Raw genomic sequence first — 21,106 nt, forward strand, 5'->3', positions numbered from 1 at the left:
TTATTTTATTGATCCGGCTAGAACTTTTTCACTTTTTCCTGACCTGTTAATGGGCTATCTTTAGCTGACACGCTCTGGTGTTAGGAGAAGCCGTTATGGTTAAGTATCAAAACATTCTGGTGGCGATAGATCCTGAGCAGGACGATCAGCCCGCGTTACGCCGGGCGGTCTACCTTAATCAGCGTATCGGCGGGAAAATTAAGGCTTTTTTGCCCATCTATGATTTTTCCTATGAAATGACCACCCTGCTCTCTCCTGATGAGCGCACCACCATGCGTAAAGGGGTGATCAGCCAACGGACAGAATGGATTCGCGAGCAGGCGCATGCGTATCTCGAAGCGGGCGTCGATATCGAAATCAAGGTTGTCTGGCATAACCGCCCTTTCGAGGCGATTATTCAGGAAGTCCTCTCCGGGCAACACGATCTGGTATTAAAAATGGCGCATCAGCACGATCGGCTGGAGTCGGTGATTTTTACTCCAACCGACTGGCATCTGCTGCGTAAGTGCCCCTGCCCGGTCTGGATGGTGAAAGATCAGCCCTGGCCGGAACAGGGCAAAGCGGTGGTCGCCGTTAACCTCGCCAGTGAAGAACCCCATCATGATGAGCTGAACCAGAAGCTGATCCGTGAAACCACCGAACTGGCGGCAATGGTTAACCATACCGAAGTGCATCTGGTCGGCGCTTACCCGGTTACTCCGATTAATATCGCCATCGAACTGCCCGATTTCGATCCCAGCGTTTACAACGACGCTATTCGCGGCCAGCATCTGGTGGCGATGAAGGCGCTGCGGCAGAAGTTCGCCATTGATGAAAAGTTCACGCATGTCGCCAAGGGGCTGCCGGAAGAGGTGATTCCGGAACTGGCGGAACATCTGAACGCTGGCGTGGTGGTGCTGGGCACCATTGGCCGCACCGGGCTTTCCGCCGCGTTTTTAGGCAATACCGCCGAACAGGTGATCGACCATCTACGCTGCGATTTGCTGGTGATCAAGCCCGATAACTTCGCCTCGTCCATTGAGCTGGACGATGACGACGACGACGATTAACAGCGGTTATTGTTTTATTGCTGGCAAAAATAAAGCTGCCGTCAGTGCGAAAACCGACGGCAGCTTTTTTATCGGGCAAGCCCTTACAACGCCTTCAGAATCGCCTCGACGCTGGCTTTGGCGTCGCCAAACAGCATTTGCGTGTTCTCTTTAAAGAACAGAGGATTCTGCACGCCGGCGTAGCCGGTATTCATGGAACGTTTGAATACTACTACGTTTTGCGCTTTCCACACTTCCAGTACCGGCATGCCGGCAATCGGGCTGCGCGGATCCTCCTGCGCGGCCGGGTTGACGGTATCGTTCGCGCCAATTACCAGCACCGTATCGGTATCGGCGAAATCATCGTTGATCTCGTCCATCTCCAGCACCACGTCGTAAGGTACCTTCGCCTCCGCCAGCAGCACGTTCATATGACCAGGCAAACGTCCCGCTACCGGATGAATGCCGAAACGCACATTGATGCCGCGCGCGCGCAGCTTTTCCGTGATCTCCGCAACCGGATACTGCGCCTGCGCCACCGCCATGCCGTAGCCTGGCGTAATGATCACCGTGGAAGAGTTTTTCAACAGCTCGGCGGTATCCTGCGCGTTGATTTCGCGATATTCGCCGCTCTCCTCGTCTTCCGTCGCAGCGCTGCTGTCGGTGCCGAAGCCGCCGGCGATCACGCTGATAAAGGAGCGGTTCATCGCCTTGCACATGATGTAAGAGAGGATGGCGCCGGACGAACCGACCAGTGCGCCGGTCACGATCAGCAGATCGTTACTCAGCATAAAGCCCGCCGCCGCTGCCGCCCAACCAGAATAGGAGTTCAGCATGGAAACCACGACCGGCATATCTGCCCCGCCGATCGAGGCCACCAGATGCCAGCCGAAAGCGAGCGCGATCACCAGCATAATCAGCAACGCGAAGATTTGCAGCCCGACGCTCTCTGTGCTGACGAAAGTCCACAGCAGCAGGAAGGAGACTACCAGCGCCAGCAGGTTGAGCTTGTGACGATGCGGCAGCATCAGCGGACGCGATGAGATTTTGCCGCGCAGCTTGCCGAAGGCGACGACCGAGCCGGTAAAGGTGACCGCGCCGATAAAGATGCCTAAGAAGATCTCCGTCAGGTGAATATTCTGCATCACCGCATCAAGACCCGGCCCGTGATCGATATAGCTATTGATGCCGACCAGCACCGCGGCCAGGCCAACGAAGCTGTGCAGGATCGCCACCAGCTCCGGCATTTCGGTCATTTCGACTTTCTTCGCCAGATGGATGCCGATGGCGCCGCCGATCACCATCGCCAGTAAAATCCAGCCGATGTTGCCAGCGTCGGGACCAAAAATGGTCGCCAGCAGCGCGATGGCCATCCCGGCCATGCCGAAAATATTGCCCTGTTTCGAGGTCTCATGCTTCGAAAGCCCCGCCAGGCTGAAGATAAAAAGGATTGCGGCAACAATATATGCTGCAGTAACTAATCCGCCAGACATGTTGTTACCCCTTAGTTCTTACGGAACATTTTCAGCATGCGCTGAGTCACGGTGAAACCGCCGAAGATATTGATGCTGGCGATCAGCACGGCGATAAAAGCCAGGAAGGTGACCCAGCCGCCGTGACCGATTTGCAGCAGCGCGCCGACCACAATAATCCCTGAAATCGCATTGGTGACCGACATCAGCGGCGTATGCAATGCGTGGCTGACGTTCCAGACCACGTAATAACCCACCACGCAGGAGAGCGCGAACACGGTAAAGTGCGACAGGAAGGCGGCGGGCGCGACGTTTGCCAGGCAGGCGAACAGCACGATAGCCAGCGCCAGCAGCAGATATTTGCGCCAGGGCGAGGTGGGCTTCGCGTCTACCGGCGGCGCGGCGGCGGCAGGCTGCGCCGCTTTCGGCGCGGCGGAAACCTGAATCGGCGGCGCCGGCCAGGTAATTTCGCCTGCGCGCACCGTCGTCACGCCGCGGATCACCACATCCTCAAAGTCGATATGGATTTCACCGTTCTTCTCTTTGCACAGCAGCTTCAGCAGATTAACCAGGTTGGTGCCGTAGAGCTGGGAAGATTGCGTAGGCAGGCGGCTCGGCAGATCGGTATAGCCGATGATTTTCACCCCGTTGTCGGTCGTGGTGACCCGATCCGCGACCGTCAGTTCGCAGTTGCCGCCGGTTTGCGCCGCCAGATCCACAATGACGCTGCCGGATTTCATGGAAGCGACCATATCGCGGGTGATCAGTCGCGGCGCCGGTTTGCCGGGGATCAGCGCGGTGGTGATAATAATATCCACCTCTTTCGCCTGGGCGGCGAACAGCGCCATTTCCGCTTCGATAAACGCCTCGGACATCTCTTTGGCGTAGCCGTCGCCGCTGCCCGCTTCCTCTTTGAAATCGAGCTCCAGGAATTCGGCGCCCATGCTTTTCACCTGCTCTTTCACTTCCGGGCGGGTATCGAAAGCACGCACGATGGCGCCCAGGCTGCGCGCCGCGCCGATGGCGGCGAGACCGGCGACGCCTGCACCGATCACCATCACTTTCGCCGGCGGCACTTTGCCCGCAGCGGTGATCTGGCCGGTAAAGAAGCGGCCGAATTCATGCGCCGCTTCCACGACGGCGCGATAGCCAGCAATATTCGCCATTGAACTGAGCGCATCAAGCGACTGCGCGCGCGAAATACGCGGCACCGCATCCATCGCCATTACATTGATCTTGCGTGCGGCCAGCTTTTCCATCAGCGCCGGATTTTGCGCGGGCCAGATAAAGCCGATCAGCGTGGCGCCTTCACGCAGCAGCGCGATCTCTTCATCATCAGGCGCATTCACTTTCAATACGATATCGGCCTGAAACGCCTGCTCACGATCGACCAGTTCGGCGCCAGCCTGCTGATAAGCGCTATCTTCGAAGCTGGCCGCCTGGCCCGCCTGCTGTTCGATTGCCACGCGAAATCCCAGCTTCAGCAGCTGCTCCACCGTTTTAGGCGTTGCGGCCACGCGGGCTTCGTTGGGCAACCGCTCTTTGGGTACTCCAATTAACATAGTTTTCCCTTTCATCGGTTAGTGATGACCCTGAACGGCGGGCACGGTATCCGCTGTTCGCTTCGGACTTTGTATCAAAGTGTGTATAACCTACTGAATATATGTCTGATAATCTACCTGTAACCGGACCTGCGTCACTTTTCATGCAAAAATGCAGCGCAGACGCGTGCAGGCATTATTTTTACCGTTTAAATAGCGTTTTTTTAGTGATATCTCACTGTTGAACCGGGTGGCAAACAGAATATCAGCCGCAATTTCACCCTTATTTAACAATCACTTAACCAAATAAGTTGTATCATCAATCAGTTAAAGCGGTAACCGCAGCGTAAAATGCGCTAAAAACCGCACCGTCGGACGCCGCCTTTTTATGATTAAACCGGCGCGTCTGAATGGCATAAATTGGCTGAGACAGCGGCCATTATTACATGCAATAATCGGCAGCTAATCTGTTACACATCAAGAGTCCAGCACGTTTTCGTACTCAATTTTGGCGTAAGGCGAAGGATTATTTTTATGAAGCTGAAGAACACTCTTCTGGTGACCGCGCTGTTGTCATCAATGACGCTAACCGCTCAGGCGGCGCAGGAGCTGTCACCAGAAAAAGCGGCCGCGTTAAAACCATTCGAACGCATTAATATCACCGGTCGTTTCAATTCCATCGGCGACGCAACCGATGCCGTTTCTAAACGTGCGGATGAGCTGGGCGCCGCCTCCTTTTATATCGTCGGCACCAGCGACGCCACCGGCAACAGCGGCAACTGGCGCGTCTCCGCCGATCTCTATCGCGCCGATGCGCCCGCGGCCGACACCCGTCGCAGCTATCGCTACTTCAGCGGCGTGAAAGAGCTGCCGAAAGCGGAAGCCTACGCGCTGGAGCCTTTCGATACGGTCTCCGTCAGCGGCTTCTATCGCAGCCAGCCGGACGTTAATGACGCCATCGGCAAGGCCGCGAAAGAGAAAGGCGCGGCAGCCTTCTTTATTGTGCGCCAGATTGACGCCAACAGCGGCGGCAATCAGTACATTACCGCCTACGTCTATAAAGCCGACGCGCCGAAACGCCAGGTGCAGAGCCCGAACGCCATTCCGCGCAACTCCGAAGCGGGCAAAGCGGCGCTGGCCGCCGGCGGCGTAGCGGCGAAGCAGGTTGAACTGCCGGGCGTCGCTTCTTCCGAAACGCCAAGCAATAAGGTGGGCCGCTTCTTTGAAACCCAGACTTCCACAGGCGAGCGCTATACCGTACGCCTGCCGAACGGCACGGAGATCCAGGAAGTGAACGCTATCACCGCCGCGCAGATGCAGCCGTTCGATACCGTCACTTTCACTGGCCACTTCGGCACGCCGACGGAAATCTCCGAAGCGGTGGCCAAACGCGCCGCGGCGAAAGGCGCGAAGTTCTACCACGTGACCCGTCAGTGGCAGAACCAGAGCGGCGGCAACCTGACCGTGACCGCCGATCTGTTCAAATAATCCACACCCGGAGCGGCCTCCCCGCCGCTCCGTAACATTCTGAATAATCTGTAGCGCTTTTTGCATAGACACGCATTGCGCGACAGCCCCGCACTCCGTAAAATCGCCGCCTTATTTCAGCGGAAACGAAGGCCTCTTTCGCTTCACGCCTGATGAAAAGTCAACCGCAACGCGGTTCCCTGGTTATTTATTCTGTTTCAGGACGGTTTTTTGGACAAAAAATTAGGCCTTAGCGCGCTGACCGCGCTGGTTCTCAGCTCAATGCTGGGTGCAGGGGTTTTCAGCCTGCCGCAAAATATGGCGGCCGTCGCCAGCCCCGCCGCATTGTTGATCGGCTGGGCTATTACCGGCGCAGGCATCCTTTTTCTTTCGCTGGCGCTGCTGCTGTTAACGCGCCTGAAACCGGAACTGGACGGCGGCATATTTACCTATGCCCGCGATGGCTTCGGCGAGCTGGTAGGCTTCAGCTCCGCCTGGGGTTATTGGCTGTGCGCGGTGATCGCCAACGTCTCCTATTTGGTGATCGTTTTCTCCGCGCTGAGCTTTTTCACCGATTCGCCCGGCCATGTGGTGTTCGGCGATGGCAATACCTGGCAGGCGATGCTCGGCGCGTCGTTGCTGCTGTGGCTGGTTCACTGGCTGGTGCTGCGCGGCGTGCAGACCGCCGCCAGCATCAACCTGCTCGCCACGCTGGGCAAGCTGGTGCCGCTCGGCCTGTTTATCGTGCTGGCGATCATCGCCTTTAATCTCGATCGTTTCCGCTTCGATTTCACCGGCATAGAGCTGGGCAAACCGGTCTGGGAACAGGTTAAGCAAACCATGCTGATTACGCTGTGGGTGTTTATCGGCGTGGAAGGCGCGGTGGTGGTGTCGGCGCGGGCACGCAACAAGCGCGACGTAGGCAAAGCGACGCTGCTGGCGGTGCTGGCGGCGCTGAGCGTTTATCTGCTGGTCACGCTACTGTCGCTGGGCATTGTGCCGCGCGCTGAGCTGGCGGAGATGCGCAACCCGTCGATGGCCGGGCTGATGACCAAACTGATCGGCGCCTGGGGCAATGCGGTCATCGCGCTTGGGCTGGTGGTTTCGGTGTGCGGCGCCTACCTGAGCTGGACGATCATGGCGGCGGAAGTGCCTTTTATCGCCGCGCAGCAGGGGGCGTTTCCGCGCAGCCTGAGCAAGCAAAACCGTCATAACGCGCCGTCCGCCTCGCTGTGGCTGACCAACGGCAGCGTACAGGTCTGCCTGATTGTGATCTGGCTGACCAATTCCGATTACAACACGCTGCTGACCATCGCCTCGGAAATGGTGCTGGTGCCCTATTTCCTTGTCGGCGCTTATCTGCTGAAGCTGGTGTGGGGCAAAGGCAAGGCGAACATGACGCTGGTGGCGCTGGGCGCCTGCGCTTACGGTCTGTGGCTGCTGTACGCTTCCGGCCCGCTGCATCTGTTGATGTCAGTGATCCTTTATGCGCCGGGGATGCTGCTGTTTTTGTTCGCCCGCCGCGGCGGCCGAGCGCTGAATGCGCTGAGCGTGGCCGAGCGCGCCGCCATCACCCTGTTGGTGATCGGCGCCGTCCCGGCAACCTGGATGTTAATGCGGTAATCAGTGTGGGGCGGCTGGAAATTGGATGGTCAGCCGTTCCTCCTGCTGGGACAGCGACAGCGGCTTGCGGTATTCATGATGAATCGCGTCGAGCTGCTCGCGGGTAAGCGGGTAAGGCAATAAAATATCAAACTGCGCGATATGCTGCTGCTCGGCTAAGGTAATCAGCCGGGCGATATTAATCTCATCGCTAACCTGCGTTGAAATGATTTGCAACGCTAATTCTTTCAGCCGCTCTGAAGGAGGCCGCTGCGAATCTGCCGGGTTACGCGTCACCATGCCGAAAATGGGCATTACGCCGTAAATCGCATCGACGAAGCTCCAGCGCTTTTTACAGGATGCAGCAAGAAAATCGGTATAATTGAAGCAGATACGATCATTTAAGACCGCTGACGCCAGCTGTTTATCTGACACCCTCACTCTCCTCCTGGCCAGAAAAAAAGGGTTACAACCTGCGTTAACAACCCTTCAGATATAATGGCATAGTTCCCCTGAGTTGTACTATACATCTTGCGTCATTTAACGGGCGTTGATGGTGGTTATTATCTGAAAAGGATATGCTGGTTTAATTCACAGCCTTATTTTTTACATCATGCATAAAATAGTTTTTGTTGAAGACGATGCGGACGTAGGCGAGCTGATTGCCGCCTGGCTGAGTCGTCATGGGCTGGAAGTGATTGTCGAAAGCCGCGGCGACCGGGCCGAGGCGGTCATTGCCCGCGAGCAGCCCGATCTGGTCATGCTGGATATCATGCTGCCCGGCAAAGATGGCATGACCTTGTGCCGCGATCTGCGCGCCAGCTGGTCCGGCCCGATTGTGCTGCTCACCTCGCTGGACAGCGATATGAACCATATCTTGTCGCTGGAGATGGGCGCCAATGACTACATTCTGAAAACCACGCCGCCGGCGGTGCTGCTGGCGCGCCTGCGCCTGCATCTGCGTCAGGCGAACGCCTCGCATCACGATGAGATCGCGCCGCTGGTCAACAGCCAGAAAGCGCTGCGCTTCGGATCGCTCACTATCGATCCGCTGAATCGTCAGGTAACGCTGGGCCAGGAGATCATCGCCCTTTCCACGGCCGATTACGATCTGCTCTGGGAACTGGCGACCCACGCCGGACAAATTCTCAACCGCGACGCGCTGCTGAAAACGCTGCGCGGCGTCAGCTACGATGGCATGGATCGCAGCATCGACGTGGCGATTTCCCGCCTGCGTAAAAAGCTGCACGACAGCGCCACCGAACCTTATCGGATAAAAACCATCCGTAATAAAGGTTATCTGTTTGCGCCACATGCCTGGGATACGCACGCGGAATGAGAAAACTCTTTATCCAGTTTTATCTGCTGTTGTTCGTCTGCTTTCTGGTAATGACCATGCTGGTCGGCCTGGTGTACAAATTCACCGCCGAGCGCGCCGGGCGTCAGTCGATGGACGATTTGATGAAAAGCTCGCTTTATCTGATGCGCAGCGAGCTGCGGGAAATTCCGCCGCGCGACTGGAACAAAACCATCAACAATCTTGATTTGAACCTCTCGTTTAAGCTGCATATCGAGCCGATGAGCAAATATCAGCTTGATCCGGTCAGCATGCGCCGCCTGCGCGCCGGGGAAATTGTGGCGCTGGACGACGAATACACCTTTTTGCAGCATATTCCACGCAGCCACTATGTGCTGGCCGTCGGCCCGATCCCCTACCTTTTTTATCTGCATGAGATGCGGCTGCTGGATATCGCGCTGCTGGCGTTTATCGGCATGTCGCTGGCGCTGCCGGTATTTATCTGGATGCGCCCCTACTGGAAAGATATGCTGAAACTGGAATCAGCGGCGCAGCGCTTCGGCAAGGGGCATCTGGATGAGCGCATTCATTTCGATAATGCTTCCAGCCTGGTGCGTCTTGGCGTCGCCTTTAACCAGATGGCGGACAATATCAACACGCTGGTGGCCAGCAAAAAACAGCTCATCGACAACATCGCCCATGAGCTGAGAACGCCGCTGGTGCGCCTGCGCTACCGGCTGGAGATGAGCGATAATCTCAGCGTGGCGGAATCGACCGCGTTGAAGCGCGATATCGGCCAGCTCGAATCGCTGATAGAAGAGTTGCTGACCTATGCGCGGCTCGATCGTCCGCAGGTAGAGCTGTTTTTGCAGTCGGTGGATCTCGCCGCCTGGCTCAGCGAGCGCATCGCCGATATCCGTTCGGTGCATCCTGAATATGAGATCGCGCTCGATCTGCCTCAGCGCGACAATATCGGCGTCTCCGACACCCGACTGATGGAGCGCGTGCTGGACAACCTGGTGAATAACGCGCTGCGTTATGCCAGCCAGCGACTGCGGGTCGGACTCTGGTTCGACGGTAATCTGGCCTGCCTGCAGGTTGAGGATGACGGCCCCGGCATTCCGCTTGAAGAGCGTCAGCGCGTACTGGAGCCGTTTGTGCGTCTCGATCCCAGCCGCGACCGCGCCACCGGCGGCTGCGGTCTGGGGCTGGCGATTGTGCAGTCAGTGGCGCAGGCGCTGGGCGGCTTTGTCGTCATCGACAGCAGCCCGCTCGGCGGCGCCAGCGTTCGCTTTTGCTGGCCGGTTGATCTACCCTTGCGCAGTACGGCGATCCGTTCCTAACTTATCAAGGAGATATGCGTGACATCGGCTTATCAACAACTGACCCAGACTTTTCAGCGCCTGTCGCGCTTCGGCCATCTCTCCGCCATCGCCGGCTGGGATATGCAAACCATGATGCCGCCCGCCGGCAGTCAGGCACGTGGCGAAGCGCTGGCGGAACTGAGCGTTTTGCAGCATCAGATTCTGACCGACAGCAGGATGGAAGCCTGGCTCGATGCGGCGCAGCAGGAATCCCTGAACGACGTGGAACAGGCCAATCTGCTGGAGATGCGACGCGCGTGGCAACAGGCGGCGCTGCTGCCCGCCTCGCTGGTGGAGGCGAAGTCGATTGCCGGCTCGCGCTGCGAACACGCCTGGCGTCAGCAGCGTCCGGCTAATGACTGGCAGGGTTTCTCCGCTAATCTGAAAGAGGTGGTGCGCCTTAGCCGCGAGGAAGCGGAAATCCGCGCGCAGGCCGCGGGCTGCTCACGCTATGACGCCTTGCTCGATCTCTATGAGCCAGGCATGACCAGCGCGCAGCTGGACGCCACGTTTGGCGATCTGATCCAGTGGCTGCCGACGCTGCTTGAACGCGTCGTGGAGAAACAGGCGGCAGAGCCGGTCGATGTGCCGCTGGGCCCCTTCCCGATCGAGGCGCAGCGCCAGCTCGGTTTACAGCTGATGAAACTGCTTGGCTTCGATTTTAACGCCGGACGTCTCGACGTCAGCGCCCATCCTTTCTGCGGCGGCGTGCCGGAGGATGTGCGCATCACCACGCGCTATAACGAAAACGAGTTCGTCAGCGCAATGATGGGCGTCATCCATGAAACCGGCCACGCGCGCTATGAGCAGAACCTGCCAAAAGCCTGGCGCGGCCAGCCGGTGGCGCTGGCGCGCTCCACCGCCATTCATGAGTCGCAGAGCCTGTTTTTCGAGATGCAGCTGTCGCGCAGCGCGCCGTTCCTGCAGCATATTCTCCCGCTGGTAACCGCGCAGATGGGCGAACAGCCCGCGCTGACGTCCGGTAACTTTGTACGGCTGAACCAGCGAGTGAAGCGCGGCTTTATCCGCGTCGACGCCGATGAGGTCAGCTACCCGCTGCACGTCATTCTGCGTTATGAGATCGAGCGCGCGCTGATTGGCGGCGATATCGAGGTGGAAGATATTCCGGCGCTGTGGGATGAGAAAATGCAGCGCTATCTGGGGCTGGATACCCAGGGCAACTACCGTGACGGCTGTATGCAGGATATACACTGGACCGACGGCGCCTTCGGCTACTTCCCGACCTATACGCTGGGCGCGATGTACGCGGCGCAGCTGTTCCAGGCGGTGCGCCGCGCGCTGCCGCAGCTGGATCAACAGATCGCCGCTGGTGAACTGCAGCCGATTTTCGACTGGCTTTCACAGAATATCTGGCAGCACGGCAGCCGCTTCCCGACGGCGCAGCTGATAACGCAGGCGAGCGGTGAAGACCTGAATCCGCTTCACTTCCGTCTTCATCTGGAGCAGCGCTACCTCGGTTAAGCGCTTGTCACCGGCCTGCCGCCCTCGCGCAGGCCGGTTTTTCTTGTTGTACATTCCGTTACACGCCGATACCAATCACTCACGGAAAGCCCGCGCGCGTTTCTTTATATTCTCTTCACCGGCCCCGCAGTGGGCTAATACATGAAGAAACATTCGAGGGTTTTACAATGAAAAAATTATTCGCTCTGGTTGTCGCCGCTGCTATGGGTCTCTCTTCCGTTGCCTTCGCAGCTGAGACCACCGCAGCTCCGGCCCCGGCCGCCGCCACTCCGACCACTGCGGCTCCGGCTAAAGTTGAGCATAAAGCCGTTCATCATAAACATAAAAAAGCAGCTGCTCAGAAAGCGCAGGCGGCTAAAAAGCATCACAAAAAAGCGGCTAAACCGGCGGAGCAGAAAGCCCAGGCCGCTAAAAAGCATCACAAAAAAGCGGCTAAACCGGCTGAGCAGAAAGCCCAGGCCGCTAAAAAGCACCACAAGCACGCCACTAAACCGGCTGCGCAGAAAGCTCAGGCCGCTAAAAAGCACCACAAGCACGTCGCTAAACCGGCTGCGCAGAAAGCTCAGGCCGCTAAAAAGCACCACAAAAAAGTTGTAAAATCAGCGGCAAAATAATGGCGGGAGCCAGCTCCTGACGAGAACAGCTAACAAACACCCGGTTTTCCGGGTGTTTTTTCCTGGAGTAACGGAAATGGTACGTCGCTATCGTTTCGAAATAATCCTTGCCGTAATGATTTTGTGTGGCGCAATTGCGGCCTGCTTCTATATTTGATAGTCGTAGCGTACTGATATTCTGGATTAAACTCCCTTTTTTGTTTCTCACCGACTATAGTTAACGCATGACGCGTGTTAACCCTTTATTCTTATCATTCTCCCCCTTCCTGAGAGAGATATGCGCATAACGGCTGTGTTAGTAGTGGGTTTGCTCTGTTTTCCCTTTTTTACGCATGCAGATGATGACAGCGATGAAGGGCCGGGTCCCGAAGAGATTAAAATGCTGTTCTTCGGTCATGACGACCGCAAGCCAGTCGATCGCCCCGCCAGCGTACCGTGGGAAGCGATTGGACAGCTGGAAACCGAAAGCGGCAACCTGTGCAGCGCAACGCTGATCTCCGCACATCTGGCGCTGACCGCCGGTCACTGTCTGGTGACGCCGCCTGGCCGTCTGGATAAGCCAGTCGCCCTGCGCTTTATCGCCGGGGACAATGGCTGGCGTTATGAAATTCACGATATCGAAGCGCGCGTAGACCCCAGCCTTGGCAAAAAACTCAAAGCTGACGGCGACGGCTGGATCGTTCCCGCCGCCGCAGCGCCTTATGATTATGGTCTGATTGTGCTGCGCAATCCGCCTTCCGGTATTACGCCAATTCCACTGTTTGACGGCTCACGCAGCGATCTCACCGCCGCGCTAAAAACCAACGGCCGCAAAGTCACCCAGGCGGGCTATCCTGAAGATCACCTGGATGCGCTCTGGTCGCATCAGGACTGTCTGATTACCGGCTGGGCGCAGCGTTCGGTGCTGTCGCATCAGTGCGATACGCTGCCCGGAGACAGCGGATCGCCGCTGCTGTTGCAGACCGACGACGGCTGGCGGCTGATTGCGGTGCAAAGCTCCGCGCCGGCGGCGGCGGATCGTTATCGCGCCGACAACCGCGCCATCGCCGTTACCGCGTTTCATGATGATTTAGAGGCGCTGGCCGCAGAATAATCCGCTGTCGCGGAAGAAAACGCACGGGCGGCCGTCACGTTATGATCGTTGCTTATCGCGCTGACCGCAGATGATTCTGCGGCCAGCTGCGATCAGGCGGCGATTTGCTCCATCGCCTGCAGGATGCGTTTATCGGAAACAGGATAAGGCGTGCCAAGCTGCTGGGCGAAATAGCTGACGCGCAGCTCCTCGATCATCCAGCGTATCTCCTGTACATCCTCGTCATCGCGACGCGCGGGCGGCAGCTTATTCAGCCAGCTCTGCCATGCCTGCTGCACCTGCTCCACCTTCAGCATTCGCGCGCGATCGCTGTGCGGATCGACCGGCAGCTTCTCCAACCTGCGCTCAATCGCCTGCAGATAGCGCAACGTATCCGGCAGCCGTTTCCAGCCGTTCTGCGTTACGAAGCCGCGATAAACCAGACCGCTCATCTGCGCTTTGATATCCGACAGCCCTAACGCCATGGTCATATCCACGCGTCCTTTCAGGCGCTTGTTGATATTGAACACCGCCGTCAGGATCTGCTCCACCAGTTTAGCGATGTCCACCACGGTCTCGTTCAGTCCGGCGCGCACCTTATCATGCAGCTGCTGGAAATCCGCTTCTTTCCAGGCCGGTCCGCCATTTTCCGCCATCAGCTTATCGATGCCGCAGGTAATACAGTCGTCGATCAGCTCCAGCACCTTGCCGTAAGGATTAAAGTAGAGTCCCAGCTTGGCTTTGTTCGGCAGCTTTTCGTGCAGATATTTAATCGGCGAGGGAATATTCAGCAGCAGCAGACGACGCTGGCCGCGCCACATCATTTTTTGCTGTTCATGCTGGCTGTCGAACAGGCGTATCGCCACGCTGTCCTTTTCATCCACCAATGCTGGCCAGGCCTTGACGCTGTAGTTGCCGCGCTTCTGCTCGAACTGTGCGGGCAGATCGCCGAAGCTCCAGATATGCAGGCCGCTCTGCTCCAGACCGTCATCGGCCACTTTCGACAGCGTCTCCTGCACCTTGCCTTTCAGCGAGGCTTTCAGCGCCGCAAGATCTTTGCCCTCTTTCAGCTTGCGGTTATGTTCATCCAGCACGCGGAAGGTGATTTTCAGGTGATCGGGCACCTGATCCCACTGCCAGGCGTCGCGGTCGATGGTGACGCCGGTCATGCGGCGGAATTCACGCTCCAGCGCGTCCAGCAGCGGCGTCTCGGTGCCGGTGACGCGGCCGAGGAACGCCTCGGCGTAGTTAGGCGCGGGCACAAAGTTGCGGCGCACCGGCTTCGGCAGTGATTTAATCAACGCGATGATCAGCTCGCGGCGCAGGCCGGGGATTTGCCATTCAAAGCCCGCCTCTTCCACCTGATTCAACAGCGGCAGCGGAATATGCACCGTGACGCCATCCGCGTCCGCGCCCGGCTCAAACTGATAGCTGAGGCGCAGCTTCAGGTTGCCCTGATGCCAGAAGTTGGGATAGTCGAGCTTGCTGATCTTGTCCGCGCCCTCTTTGATCAACATCTCTTTATCGAAAGAGAGCAGATCGGGCGTTTGCTGGCTGACCTTTTTCCACCAGCTGTCGAAGTGGCGCGCGGAGACGACTTCATGGCCGACGCGGCTGTCATAGAAGGCGAACAGCGTTTCGTCATCCACCAGGATATCGCGCCGCCGCGATTTATGTTCCAGATCTTCCACTTCGCTGCGCAGCTTCTGGTTCGCCTTAAAGAAGGCGTGGCGAGTTTGCCAGTCGCCCTCCACCAGCGCATGACGAATAAAAAGCTCACGCGACAGCTGCGGATCGATGGGGCCGTAGTTCACCTTGCGCGCGCTCACGATCGGCAGGCCGTACAGCGTCACCTTCTCCATCGCCATCACCGCGCCCTGCGCTTTTTCCCAGTGCGGTTCGCTGTAGCTGCGCTTGATCAGATGCTGCGCAAGCGGCTCGATCCACTCAGGATCGATGCGCGCGGCGATGCGTCCCCACAGGCGGCTGGTTTCCACCAGCTCCGCCACCATGGTCCATTTCGGCGGCTTTTTAAACAGCGCCGAGCCGGGGAAGATGGCGAAGCGCGCGTTGCGCGCGCCGCTGAATTCCTGCTTTTCCGCATCCTTGAGGCCGATATGCGACAGCAGGCCGGTCAGCAGCGCGGTATGAATTTCACGGTACGGCGCCGGTTCGCTGTTGACCGGCATACCCAGCTCGCGCACGACCTGGCGCAGCTGGGTATAGATATCCTGCCATTCACGCACGCGCAGATAGTTCAGATAATCGACCTTGCACTGGCGGCGGAACGCGTTGCCGGAGAGCGCTTTTTGCTGCTCCTGCAGATAGTTCCACAGGTTAACGAAGGCGATAAAATCGGACTCTTTATCGGCAAAGCGGCGATGTTTCTCATCGGCGGCCTGCTGTTTTTCTGCCGGACGTTCGCGCGGATCCTGAATCGACAGCGCCGCAACGATAATCATCACTTCGCGCACGCAGCCATATTTCTGCGCTTCCAGCACCATCCGCGCCAGGCGCGGGTCAACCGGCAGCTGCGCCAGCTGGCGGCCCGACGGCGTCAGGCGATAACGGCCATTTTCCTCTTCGGTAATCGCGCCCAGTTCTTCCAGCAGGCGCACGCCATCCTGGATGTTGCGCTTATCGGGCGCCTCGACAAACGGAAAGGCGCTGATATCGCCCAGCCCCAGCGCGGTCATCTGCAAAATAACCGAGGCCAGGTTGGTGCGCAGGATCTCCGGGTCGGTAAATTCCGGGCGGCTTAAGAAATCCTCTTCGGAATAGAGGCGAATGCAGATGCCTTCAGAGACGCGGCCGCAGCGCCCTTTACGCTGGTTGGCCGAGGCCTGCGAAACCGGCTCGATCGGCAGGCGCTGCACCTTGGTGCGGTAGCTGTAGCGGCTGATGCGCGCGGTGCCGGGATCGATAACGTATTTGATGCCGGGCACCGTCAGCGACGTTTCGGCCACGTTGGTGGCCAGCACGATGCGACGACCGCCGTGCGGCTGGAACACCCGATTCTGTTCGGCGTTCGACAGGCGCGCGTAGAGCGGCAGAATTTCAGTATGCGGCAGGTCGCGTCGGCTCAACGCATCGGCGGTGTCGCGGATTTCGCGTTCGCCGCTCATAAAAATCAGGATATCGCCGTTGCTCTCCTGGCCCAGCTCATCCACCGCGTCGAAGATCGCCTGCAGCTGATCGCGGTCGCTCTCATCGACATCGCTGACCACCGGACGATAACGCACCTCCACCGGATAAGTGCGGCCTGAGACTTCCACCACCGGCGCATGATTAAAGTGGCGCGAAAAGCGCTGCGGATCGATGGTGGCGGAGGTAATGATCACTTTCAGATCGGGACGACGCGGCAGCAGCTCGCGCAGGTAGCCGAGCAGGAAATCGATGTTCAGGCTGCGCTCGTGCGCCTCATCGATAATGATGGTGTCGTACTGCATCAGCAGCCGATCCTGCTGGATTTCCGCCAGCAGAATACCATCAGTCATCAGCTTGATCTGGGTGGCGTCGCTGACCTGATCGTTAAAACGCACCTTATAGCCGACGCAGCCGCCGAGCGAGGTTTCCAGCTCCTCGGCGATACGGTTCGCCACGGTGCGCGCCGCCAGACGGCGCGGCTGGGTATGGCCGATCAGCCCTTTCACCCCGCGCCCCAGCGACAAACAAATTTTCGGCAGCTGAGTCGTTTTACCTGAGCCGGTTTCGCCCGCCACGATCACTACCTGATGATCGCGGATAGCGTCGGCGATCGCCTGCTGCTTCTGGCTGACCGGCAGATTGTCCGGGAAGCGAATGGTGGGCGTCAGCGACAGACGCTGCTGCAAACGCTGTTCCGCCTGGGCGAACTCTTTTTCCAGCTCGTCAGCGATGCCCTGCTGCGCAGCAGGATTTTTCACCTTTTTGGCGCCGTGCAGGCGCCGTTGCAGCCGCTGGCGGTCGCGCAGCGTCACGTTTTCCAGCCGCGCCCAAAAAGGCGCAAGCGGCGATGTGTTTGATTCGACAGACATATTGATTACCTTTTTCACGCGGCGGCTTCTGCTTGCTGTTATGGCCGCCGCGTCGTCGGGCCTCGCCGACGCTACGTTCATTTACTGCGGCGTATGTTACCACAGGCGGTGCGGACAGGGATGGCCTGCTCCGCGCTTGTTCAAGAATTTCGAACATCGGTCTCGAAATATTGCGCTTTCACTGTCGCGATAAACTCCCTACAGTGTAAGCCATTGAGCGGACAGACTTCCGTATTTACAGACAGGAAAAAATTATGAGCAAAGTATTAGTCTTAAAATCCAGTATTCTTGCCGGTTATTCTCAGTCTGGTCAGCTGGCCGACTTTTACGCCGAGCAGGCGAAAGCCAAAGGCGATCAGGTGACGGTACGCGACCTGGCGGCAGATGCGATTCCGGTGCTGGACGGCGAACTGGTTGGCGCGCTGCGTCCTTCCGATGCGGCCCTGAGCCCGCGTCAGCAGGAAGCGCTGGCGCTGTCTGATGCGCTGATCGCTGAACTGAACGCGCACGATGTGATTGTTATTGCGGCGCCGATGTACAATTTCAACATCCCGACGCAGCTGAAGAACTACTTCGATCTGATCGCCCGCGCCGGCGTCACCTTCCGCTACACCGAAGCGGGCCCGGAAGGCCTGGTGAAAGGCAAACGCGCTATCGTCATCTCCAGCCGCGGCGGCATTCATAAAGATACCCCAAGCGATCTGCTGACCCCTTACGTACAGCTGTTCCTGGGCTTTATCGGCATTACCGACGTCAGCTTCGTCCTTGCCGAAGGCATCGCCTACGGTCCGGAAGTGGCGGCCAAAGCGACTTCGGAAGCGAAAGAAACGCTGGCGCAGCTGGCTACCGCCTGATGCGCAACGCTGGCCGCCGATCGGCGGCCAGCCTGCTTTACTTCTTAATCCACTGTCCGTTTATTCCCTGCACATACTCGCCCGCCGCAGCGCGGCGCACCAGTTTTTCGCCGGCGATACGCGCCACCTCATCCGTGCTTAAATGATTCTGCTGCGCAATCTGCTGATAATGTTGCTCGCGTCCCTGATTGATGCGCGCCACCAGCGCCAGCGTTTCCGCATCCTGCTGACGAGGCGCCAGATAGCCGTTCAGGGTTTCGCCGACGCGTCCCTGCTGGCGCGCTTCGTCGAGCGTCAGCGCCATGGCCGCCGGCGAAGCCAGCGCCAGCAGCAGACAGAGTTTAACCCAGCCTTTCATCCCGCCTCCGCTCAAAAAAGATCGCTCTGGTTTAACAGCGCTTCCACATCTTTATCCACCTTAATATGGATCTCATGTTCAATCTTCACGTTCATATTGATGGTGATCGGTTCTTTCGGCGCCGCGACTTCGATGCGCGGTACGCAGCCGACCAGCCCGCTACAGCAGGCCAGCAGCAGCAGCCGGTTAATTTTCATGATGGGTGTCCTTTTTTGTCGGCAGAGTGGCGTTCTGCTCTACCCAGGATTGTAAATTATCGCCAAAGCGCAGGCTGCGCCACAGCTGAAACAGGTTCTCCTGATGGCGGTAGGTCAGATTCACATGCTGGTCGCGGTTGCTGAAGCGGCTGGTGCCGTTGACCTGCGCCTGCATTGTCAGATCGCCGATGGCGTTAAGGTTTATCGTGGCCCAGCTGCGCGAGATTTCCATGTAGCGCAGCCAGTCCAGCGCCGCGCCCGCAGCGATATTATTGCTGGCGATGGCGTCCGCCATCTGCTTATCCAGCCGCAGCGTTAAAGCGCCGTCGTTGGCGATCCAGCCCTCTTTCACCAGCCAGGGCGAATCGTTCAGCCACAGCGGCAGTTCGCCGTTGATGCGCCCAGACAGCGCGATCTGCTTGGGTTTCAGTGCAGTGATCAGCTCGCTGAGGCTGATCTCCCGCAGGCGTATTATCGCGGGCTGGTGCTGCGGCAAACGCAGCTGCGGCATACTCAGGCTGCCGCCGAGCAGACCCATGCTGACGTCGCTGAGGGTCAGCGGCTCGCGTTCGCTCCAGGGCCAGCTGCCCTGCAAATCGGCGCTGACGCTGGTCATGGGAAACTGGCTGTTGATGGTCTTGATGCGCAGCGACACCGGACCGTGCGTGCCGAGCCGCCAGCGGCTGTCGCGCAGCCGGAACGGCAGGGAAAAATCGATGCCCCGGATACTATTGTCCGGCATCCAGATCGCGCCGTCCTCGACGACCCAGTGACCGCCGGCGGCGAAACCCTGCTGGTCAGAGGCGGAAAACGCCACCTGCGCGCGCAGCGTGCCGTCGGTGATCTTCATTTTCAGATCGGGACTCAGCAGCGGCTGGAAGACGGTCAGCGACTGGCGCGGCCACCAGGCCTGCCCGCGCAGCCGCTCGCCGTCCCAGCGGCCATTCACGCGCACCGGCCCGATATCGCGCGCGCGCAGCTCGCCGTTAAACAGGAAATGCGCCGGATCGCCGCCCTTAAGCGTCAGCCGCAGCGCCGGTGAAGGCAGATAGCCGCCGTTGTCGAAGCGCGTTTCGCGCGCCTCCAGCGTCAGGGCGCCGCCAACGGCGCCGTCGCCGTCGCCGACGCCGCGCCGCCAGACCAGCGGCTGCGTCAGATACAGGCGCGGCTGCGCAACGGTGGTTTTGCCGTAGCGCAGCTTGTCAAAGCCGGTAGAGAGCGTATCGAGCGTGATAATGTTCTGCTGCCAGCCGCCGGTGCCCTGTCCATCCCACTTCGCCGCCAGCGGCGCCAGATAGCCGTTGCCCCAGTAGCGCCAGTCCCAGCGCCCGCTGTCGGGCCAGAAATCATGGGCGCGGCCGTCAAGATGCAGCATAAAGCGTCCCCGGCTGGCGTCATGCGCGCGCAGGATCGCCTGTAAACGTCCGTTAACGCCGGAGGATGAGATCGTGACGCCCGCCAACGGCCAACGCGCTTCATCCACCTCCAGCGTAGAGAGCAGCCGACCGCGCATCCGCAGCAGCGCGCCGGGCGCGATACGCAGCTGCGGGTCCAGCAGCGAGCCGCTCAGCGTGCCGGGCAAAGAGGCGTAAAATTGCAGCGCGGCCAGCTTGCTTTCGCCAGTCAAACGTAGCGGCAGATCGCTGTCGCTCAGTGACAGACGGCCCGGCCCCAGGGTTAGCACCACGTTGCCTTTGCCGCCGCGCCCCTGCGTCAGCATATTCATGCGTCCGCCGATCCCGGTCGCCTCCAGCCCCTGCCGCCAGTTTGTAAACGTCAACGCCACGCCGCCCGCCAGCGGCTGCGTCGCCCACGGCCAGCGCCAACGGCCCGCCGTAATGCGAATCTGTTCAGCGCTGACCTGCCACGGCAGATCCACCAGCGGCGTCGCTTCATCTGGCGAGGTGACGGTCAGACTGCCCGCCTGCTGACGCCAGTCAAGGGCGACATGCAGCGGATGCGGCGCCTGCGCCAGCGTAAAATCGCCTTCAAGCCGCCCGGTTTCCGGCACGCCGTTGGCGAACTCCGTCAGTTCCAGCGCGCCATGCAGCGTAACGGGCTGGGTAAGGCCCGGCGCCTGAAGCGTCAGCTGACGCAGCGACAGATGCTGCCCTTGCAGATCGGCCTGCACGCGCAGGTTCTCGCCCTGATAATCGAGCCGCTGCGCCGTGCGGTCGAGGGTCAGCCGCAGCGCGCCCGCCCAGCTCTGATAAGGATTCACGATCAGCTGCTTTACCGTTACGTCGGCGGACGGCAGCAGCGCCTGCCACTGCGCCAGGGTGCGCGGCGCGGCGGGAGAGGCATCGTTATCGGGCAGCTGACTCAGGCAGGCGCTGTCGAGCGCCAGACGCTGCGCGTCGGCCTGCCAGCGTGAATGGCCATAGCGCAGCGTCAGTTCGTCGACCTCAGCCAACAGGCAGTCGCCCGCCAGATAGCGCAGCGCCGGAATATATAGCGCTCTCTGCCGCCAGCGCGGAGAGGCATCAAGCGCGATGCGCGTGCCTGCGGGCAGCCAGATCCCTGCCAGGCGCGGCAGCCAGTGCGTCACGCTCAGCAGCAGCGCCAGCACCAGCAGAACCAACGCCAGCAGAAAGGCCAGAGCGAAAGAGAAGCGCCGACGCATTGCCATAACAGTCCTGTTCTGTAAAAAATCCCGACGGCTATGATGGCACGATCGTCAGGCAGGGTGAAGAATCGAGACGCGTTAATCCCTGTGTAAACGTAACGTAGATTAAAGGTTAC

General features: G+C 59.1%; 17 protein-coding genes. 10 read left to right on the top strand and 7 right to left on the bottom strand.

Annotation, left to right across the window (positions count from 1 at the left end):
• Positions 1-95: 95 nt before the first annotated feature.
• Positions 96-1,049, top strand: coding sequence for a universal stress protein UspE (gene uspE, locus C2E16_RS10740; RefSeq protein ID WP_038626045.1), 954 nt, complete (start codon positions 96-98; stop codon positions 1,047-1,049).
• Positions 1,050-1,132: 83 nt separating this feature from the next.
• Here the strand turns inward: uspE and pntB are convergent, their stop codons facing one another.
• Both pntB and pntA read right to left on the bottom strand, forming a co-directional pair.
• Positions 1,133-2,521, bottom strand: a complete 1,389-nt coding sequence (pntB, locus tag C2E16_RS10745) for a Re/Si-specific NAD(P)(+) transhydrogenase subunit beta (RefSeq protein ID WP_038626043.1) — start codon at positions 2,519-2,521, stop codon at positions 1,133-1,135.
• An 11-nt stretch (positions 2,522-2,532) separates the two neighbouring features.
• Positions 2,533-4,062, bottom strand: a complete 1,530-nt coding sequence (pntA, locus tag C2E16_RS10750; protein ID WP_038626041.1) for a Re/Si-specific NAD(P)(+) transhydrogenase subunit alpha — start codon at positions 4,060-4,062, stop codon at positions 2,533-2,535.
• A 513-nt stretch (positions 4,063-4,575) separates the two neighbouring features.
• Between pntA and ydgH the strand changes: the two genes are divergently transcribed.
• Together ydgH and C2E16_RS10760 are read left to right on the top strand one after the other, a co-directional pair.
• On the top strand, positions 4,576-5,529 hold the full coding sequence (ydgH, locus tag C2E16_RS10755) for a DUF1471 family protein YdgH (RefSeq protein WP_038626039.1): 954 nt from the start codon (positions 4,576-4,578) through the stop codon (positions 5,527-5,529).
• Positions 5,530-5,739: 210 nt separating this feature from the next.
• Positions 5,740-7,131, top strand: a complete 1,392-nt coding sequence (locus tag C2E16_RS10760; RefSeq protein ID WP_038626037.1) for an amino acid permease — start codon at positions 5,740-5,742, stop codon at positions 7,129-7,131.
• Here C2E16_RS10760 and C2E16_RS10765 read toward each other — a convergent pair whose 3' ends face one another.
• Positions 7,132-7,545: a hypothetical protein gene (locus C2E16_RS10765; RefSeq protein ID WP_038626035.1), complete on the bottom strand. Its 414-nt coding sequence runs from the start codon at positions 7,543-7,545 to the stop codon at positions 7,132-7,134.
• Between the two features lie 178 nt (positions 7,546-7,723).
• On the opposite strand from C2E16_RS10765, the gene rstA reads away from it, so the two are divergent.
• From rstA to C2E16_RS10790, 6 genes are all read left to right on the top strand, one after another.
• Positions 7,724-8,449 (top strand): two-component system response regulator RstA, encoded by a 726-nt coding sequence (gene rstA, locus C2E16_RS10770; RefSeq protein ID WP_038626033.1) that lies wholly within the window; start codon positions 7,724-7,726, stop codon positions 8,447-8,449.
• Positions 8,446-9,750, top strand: coding sequence for a two-component system sensor histidine kinase RstB (rstB, locus tag C2E16_RS10775; protein WP_084971185.1), 1,305 nt, complete (start codon positions 8,446-8,448; stop codon positions 9,748-9,750). Before rstA ends, rstB begins: the two co-directional genes overlap by 4 nt.
• A gap of 18 nt (positions 9,751-9,768) precedes the next feature.
• Positions 9,769-11,253: a carboxypeptidase M32 gene (locus tag C2E16_RS10780; RefSeq protein ID WP_084971187.1), complete on the top strand. Its 1,485-nt coding sequence runs from the start codon at positions 9,769-9,771 to the stop codon at positions 11,251-11,253.
• Positions 11,254-11,420: 167 nt separating this feature from the next.
• Positions 11,421-11,867, top strand: a complete 447-nt coding sequence (asr, locus tag C2E16_RS10785; protein ID WP_084971189.1) for an acid resistance repetitive basic protein Asr — start codon at positions 11,421-11,423, stop codon at positions 11,865-11,867.
• A 76-nt stretch (positions 11,868-11,943) separates the two neighbouring features.
• Positions 11,944-12,024, top strand: a complete 81-nt coding sequence (gene ydgU, locus C2E16_RS21495; RefSeq protein WP_457920439.1) for a small membrane protein YdgU — start codon at positions 11,944-11,946, stop codon at positions 12,022-12,024.
• Between the two features lie 120 nt (positions 12,025-12,144).
• Positions 12,145-12,960 carry a trypsin-like serine peptidase gene (locus C2E16_RS10790; RefSeq protein WP_084971191.1) on the top strand — a complete coding sequence of 272 codons (816 nt, stop codon included), beginning with the start codon at positions 12,145-12,147 and terminating at the stop codon, positions 12,958-12,960.
• A 92-nt stretch (positions 12,961-13,052) separates the two neighbouring features.
• On the opposite strand, the gene hrpA is transcribed toward C2E16_RS10790, so the two are convergent.
• Positions 13,053-16,955, bottom strand: coding sequence for an ATP-dependent RNA helicase HrpA (gene hrpA / locus C2E16_RS10795; RefSeq protein ID WP_084971195.1), 3,903 nt, complete (start codon positions 16,953-16,955; stop codon positions 13,053-13,055).
• A 254-nt stretch (positions 16,956-17,209) separates the two neighbouring features.
• Between hrpA and C2E16_RS10800 the strand changes: the two genes are divergently transcribed.
• Positions 17,210-17,809, top strand: coding sequence for an FMN-dependent NADH-azoreductase (locus C2E16_RS10800; protein ID WP_038626023.1), 600 nt, complete (start codon positions 17,210-17,212; stop codon positions 17,807-17,809).
• A 37-nt stretch (positions 17,810-17,846) separates the two neighbouring features.
• On the opposite strand, the gene C2E16_RS10805 is transcribed toward C2E16_RS10800, so the two are convergent.
• The 3 genes from C2E16_RS10805 to C2E16_RS10815 are packed head-to-tail and all read right to left on the bottom strand — an operon-like array spanning position 17,847 to position 20,987.
• The gene (locus C2E16_RS10805; protein ID WP_038626021.1) at positions 17,847-18,167 is read right to left on the bottom strand and encodes a YdbL family probable chaperone protein; all 321 of its coding nucleotides are present in this window, start codon (positions 18,165-18,167) and stop codon (positions 17,847-17,849) included.
• 11 nt (positions 18,168-18,178) lie between these two features.
• The gene (locus tag C2E16_RS10810; protein WP_038626019.1) at positions 18,179-18,364 is read right to left on the bottom strand and encodes a YnbE family lipoprotein; all 186 of its coding nucleotides are present in this window, start codon (positions 18,362-18,364) and stop codon (positions 18,179-18,181) included.
• Positions 18,354-20,987: a YdbH family protein gene (locus C2E16_RS10815; RefSeq protein ID WP_104951497.1), complete on the bottom strand. Its 2,634-nt coding sequence runs from the start codon at positions 20,985-20,987 to the stop codon at positions 18,354-18,356. The genes C2E16_RS10810 and C2E16_RS10815 overlap by 11 nt, the downstream gene beginning before the upstream one ends.
• Between the last annotated feature and the right edge of the window lie 119 nt (positions 20,988-21,106).

The sequence above is a fragment of the Mixta calida genome, assembly GCF_002953215.1.
GTDB lineage: Bacteria > Pseudomonadota > Gammaproteobacteria > Enterobacterales > Enterobacteriaceae > Mixta > Mixta calida.

Excerpts from the sequence above, each read along its gene's own strand:
- uspE (WP_038626045.1), top strand. The coding sequence starts at position 96 with ATGGTTAAGTATCAAAACATTCTGGTGGCGATAGATCCTGAGCAGGAC.
- pntB (WP_038626043.1), bottom strand. The coding sequence starts at position 2,521 with ATGTCTGGCGGATTAGTTACTGCAGCATATATTGTTGCCGCAATCCTT.
- pntA (WP_038626041.1), bottom strand. The coding sequence starts at position 4,062 with ATGTTAATTGGAGTACCCAAAGAGCGGTTGCCCAACGAAGCCCGCGTG.
- ydgH (WP_038626039.1), top strand. The coding sequence starts at position 4,576 with ATGAAGCTGAAGAACACTCTTCTGGTGACCGCGCTGTTGTCATCAATG.
- rstA (WP_038626033.1), top strand. The coding sequence starts at position 7,724 with ATGCATAAAATAGTTTTTGTTGAAGACGATGCGGACGTAGGCGAGCTG.
- rstB (WP_084971185.1), top strand. The coding sequence starts at position 8,446 with ATGAGAAAACTCTTTATCCAGTTTTATCTGCTGTTGTTCGTCTGCTTT.
- asr (WP_084971189.1), top strand. The coding sequence starts at position 11,421 with ATGAAAAAATTATTCGCTCTGGTTGTCGCCGCTGCTATGGGTCTCTCT.
- ydgU (WP_457920439.1), top strand. The coding sequence starts at position 11,944 with ATGGTACGTCGCTATCGTTTCGAAATAATCCTTGCCGTAATGATTTTG.
- C2E16_RS10790 (WP_084971191.1), top strand. The coding sequence starts at position 12,145 with ATGCGCATAACGGCTGTGTTAGTAGTGGGTTTGCTCTGTTTTCCCTTT.
- hrpA (WP_084971195.1), bottom strand. The coding sequence starts at position 16,955 with ATGTCTGTCGAATCAAACACATCGCCGCTTGCGCCTTTTTGGGCGCGG.
- C2E16_RS10800 (WP_038626023.1), top strand. The coding sequence starts at position 17,210 with ATGAGCAAAGTATTAGTCTTAAAATCCAGTATTCTTGCCGGTTATTCT.
- C2E16_RS10805 (WP_038626021.1), bottom strand. The coding sequence starts at position 18,167 with ATGAAAGGCTGGGTTAAACTCTGTCTGCTGCTGGCGCTGGCTTCGCCG.
- C2E16_RS10810 (WP_038626019.1), bottom strand. The coding sequence starts at position 18,364 with ATGAAAATTAACCGGCTGCTGCTGCTGGCCTGCTGTAGCGGGCTGGTC.
- C2E16_RS10815 (WP_104951497.1), bottom strand. The coding sequence starts at position 20,987 with ATGCGTCGGCGCTTCTCTTTCGCTCTGGCCTTTCTGCTGGCGTTGGTT.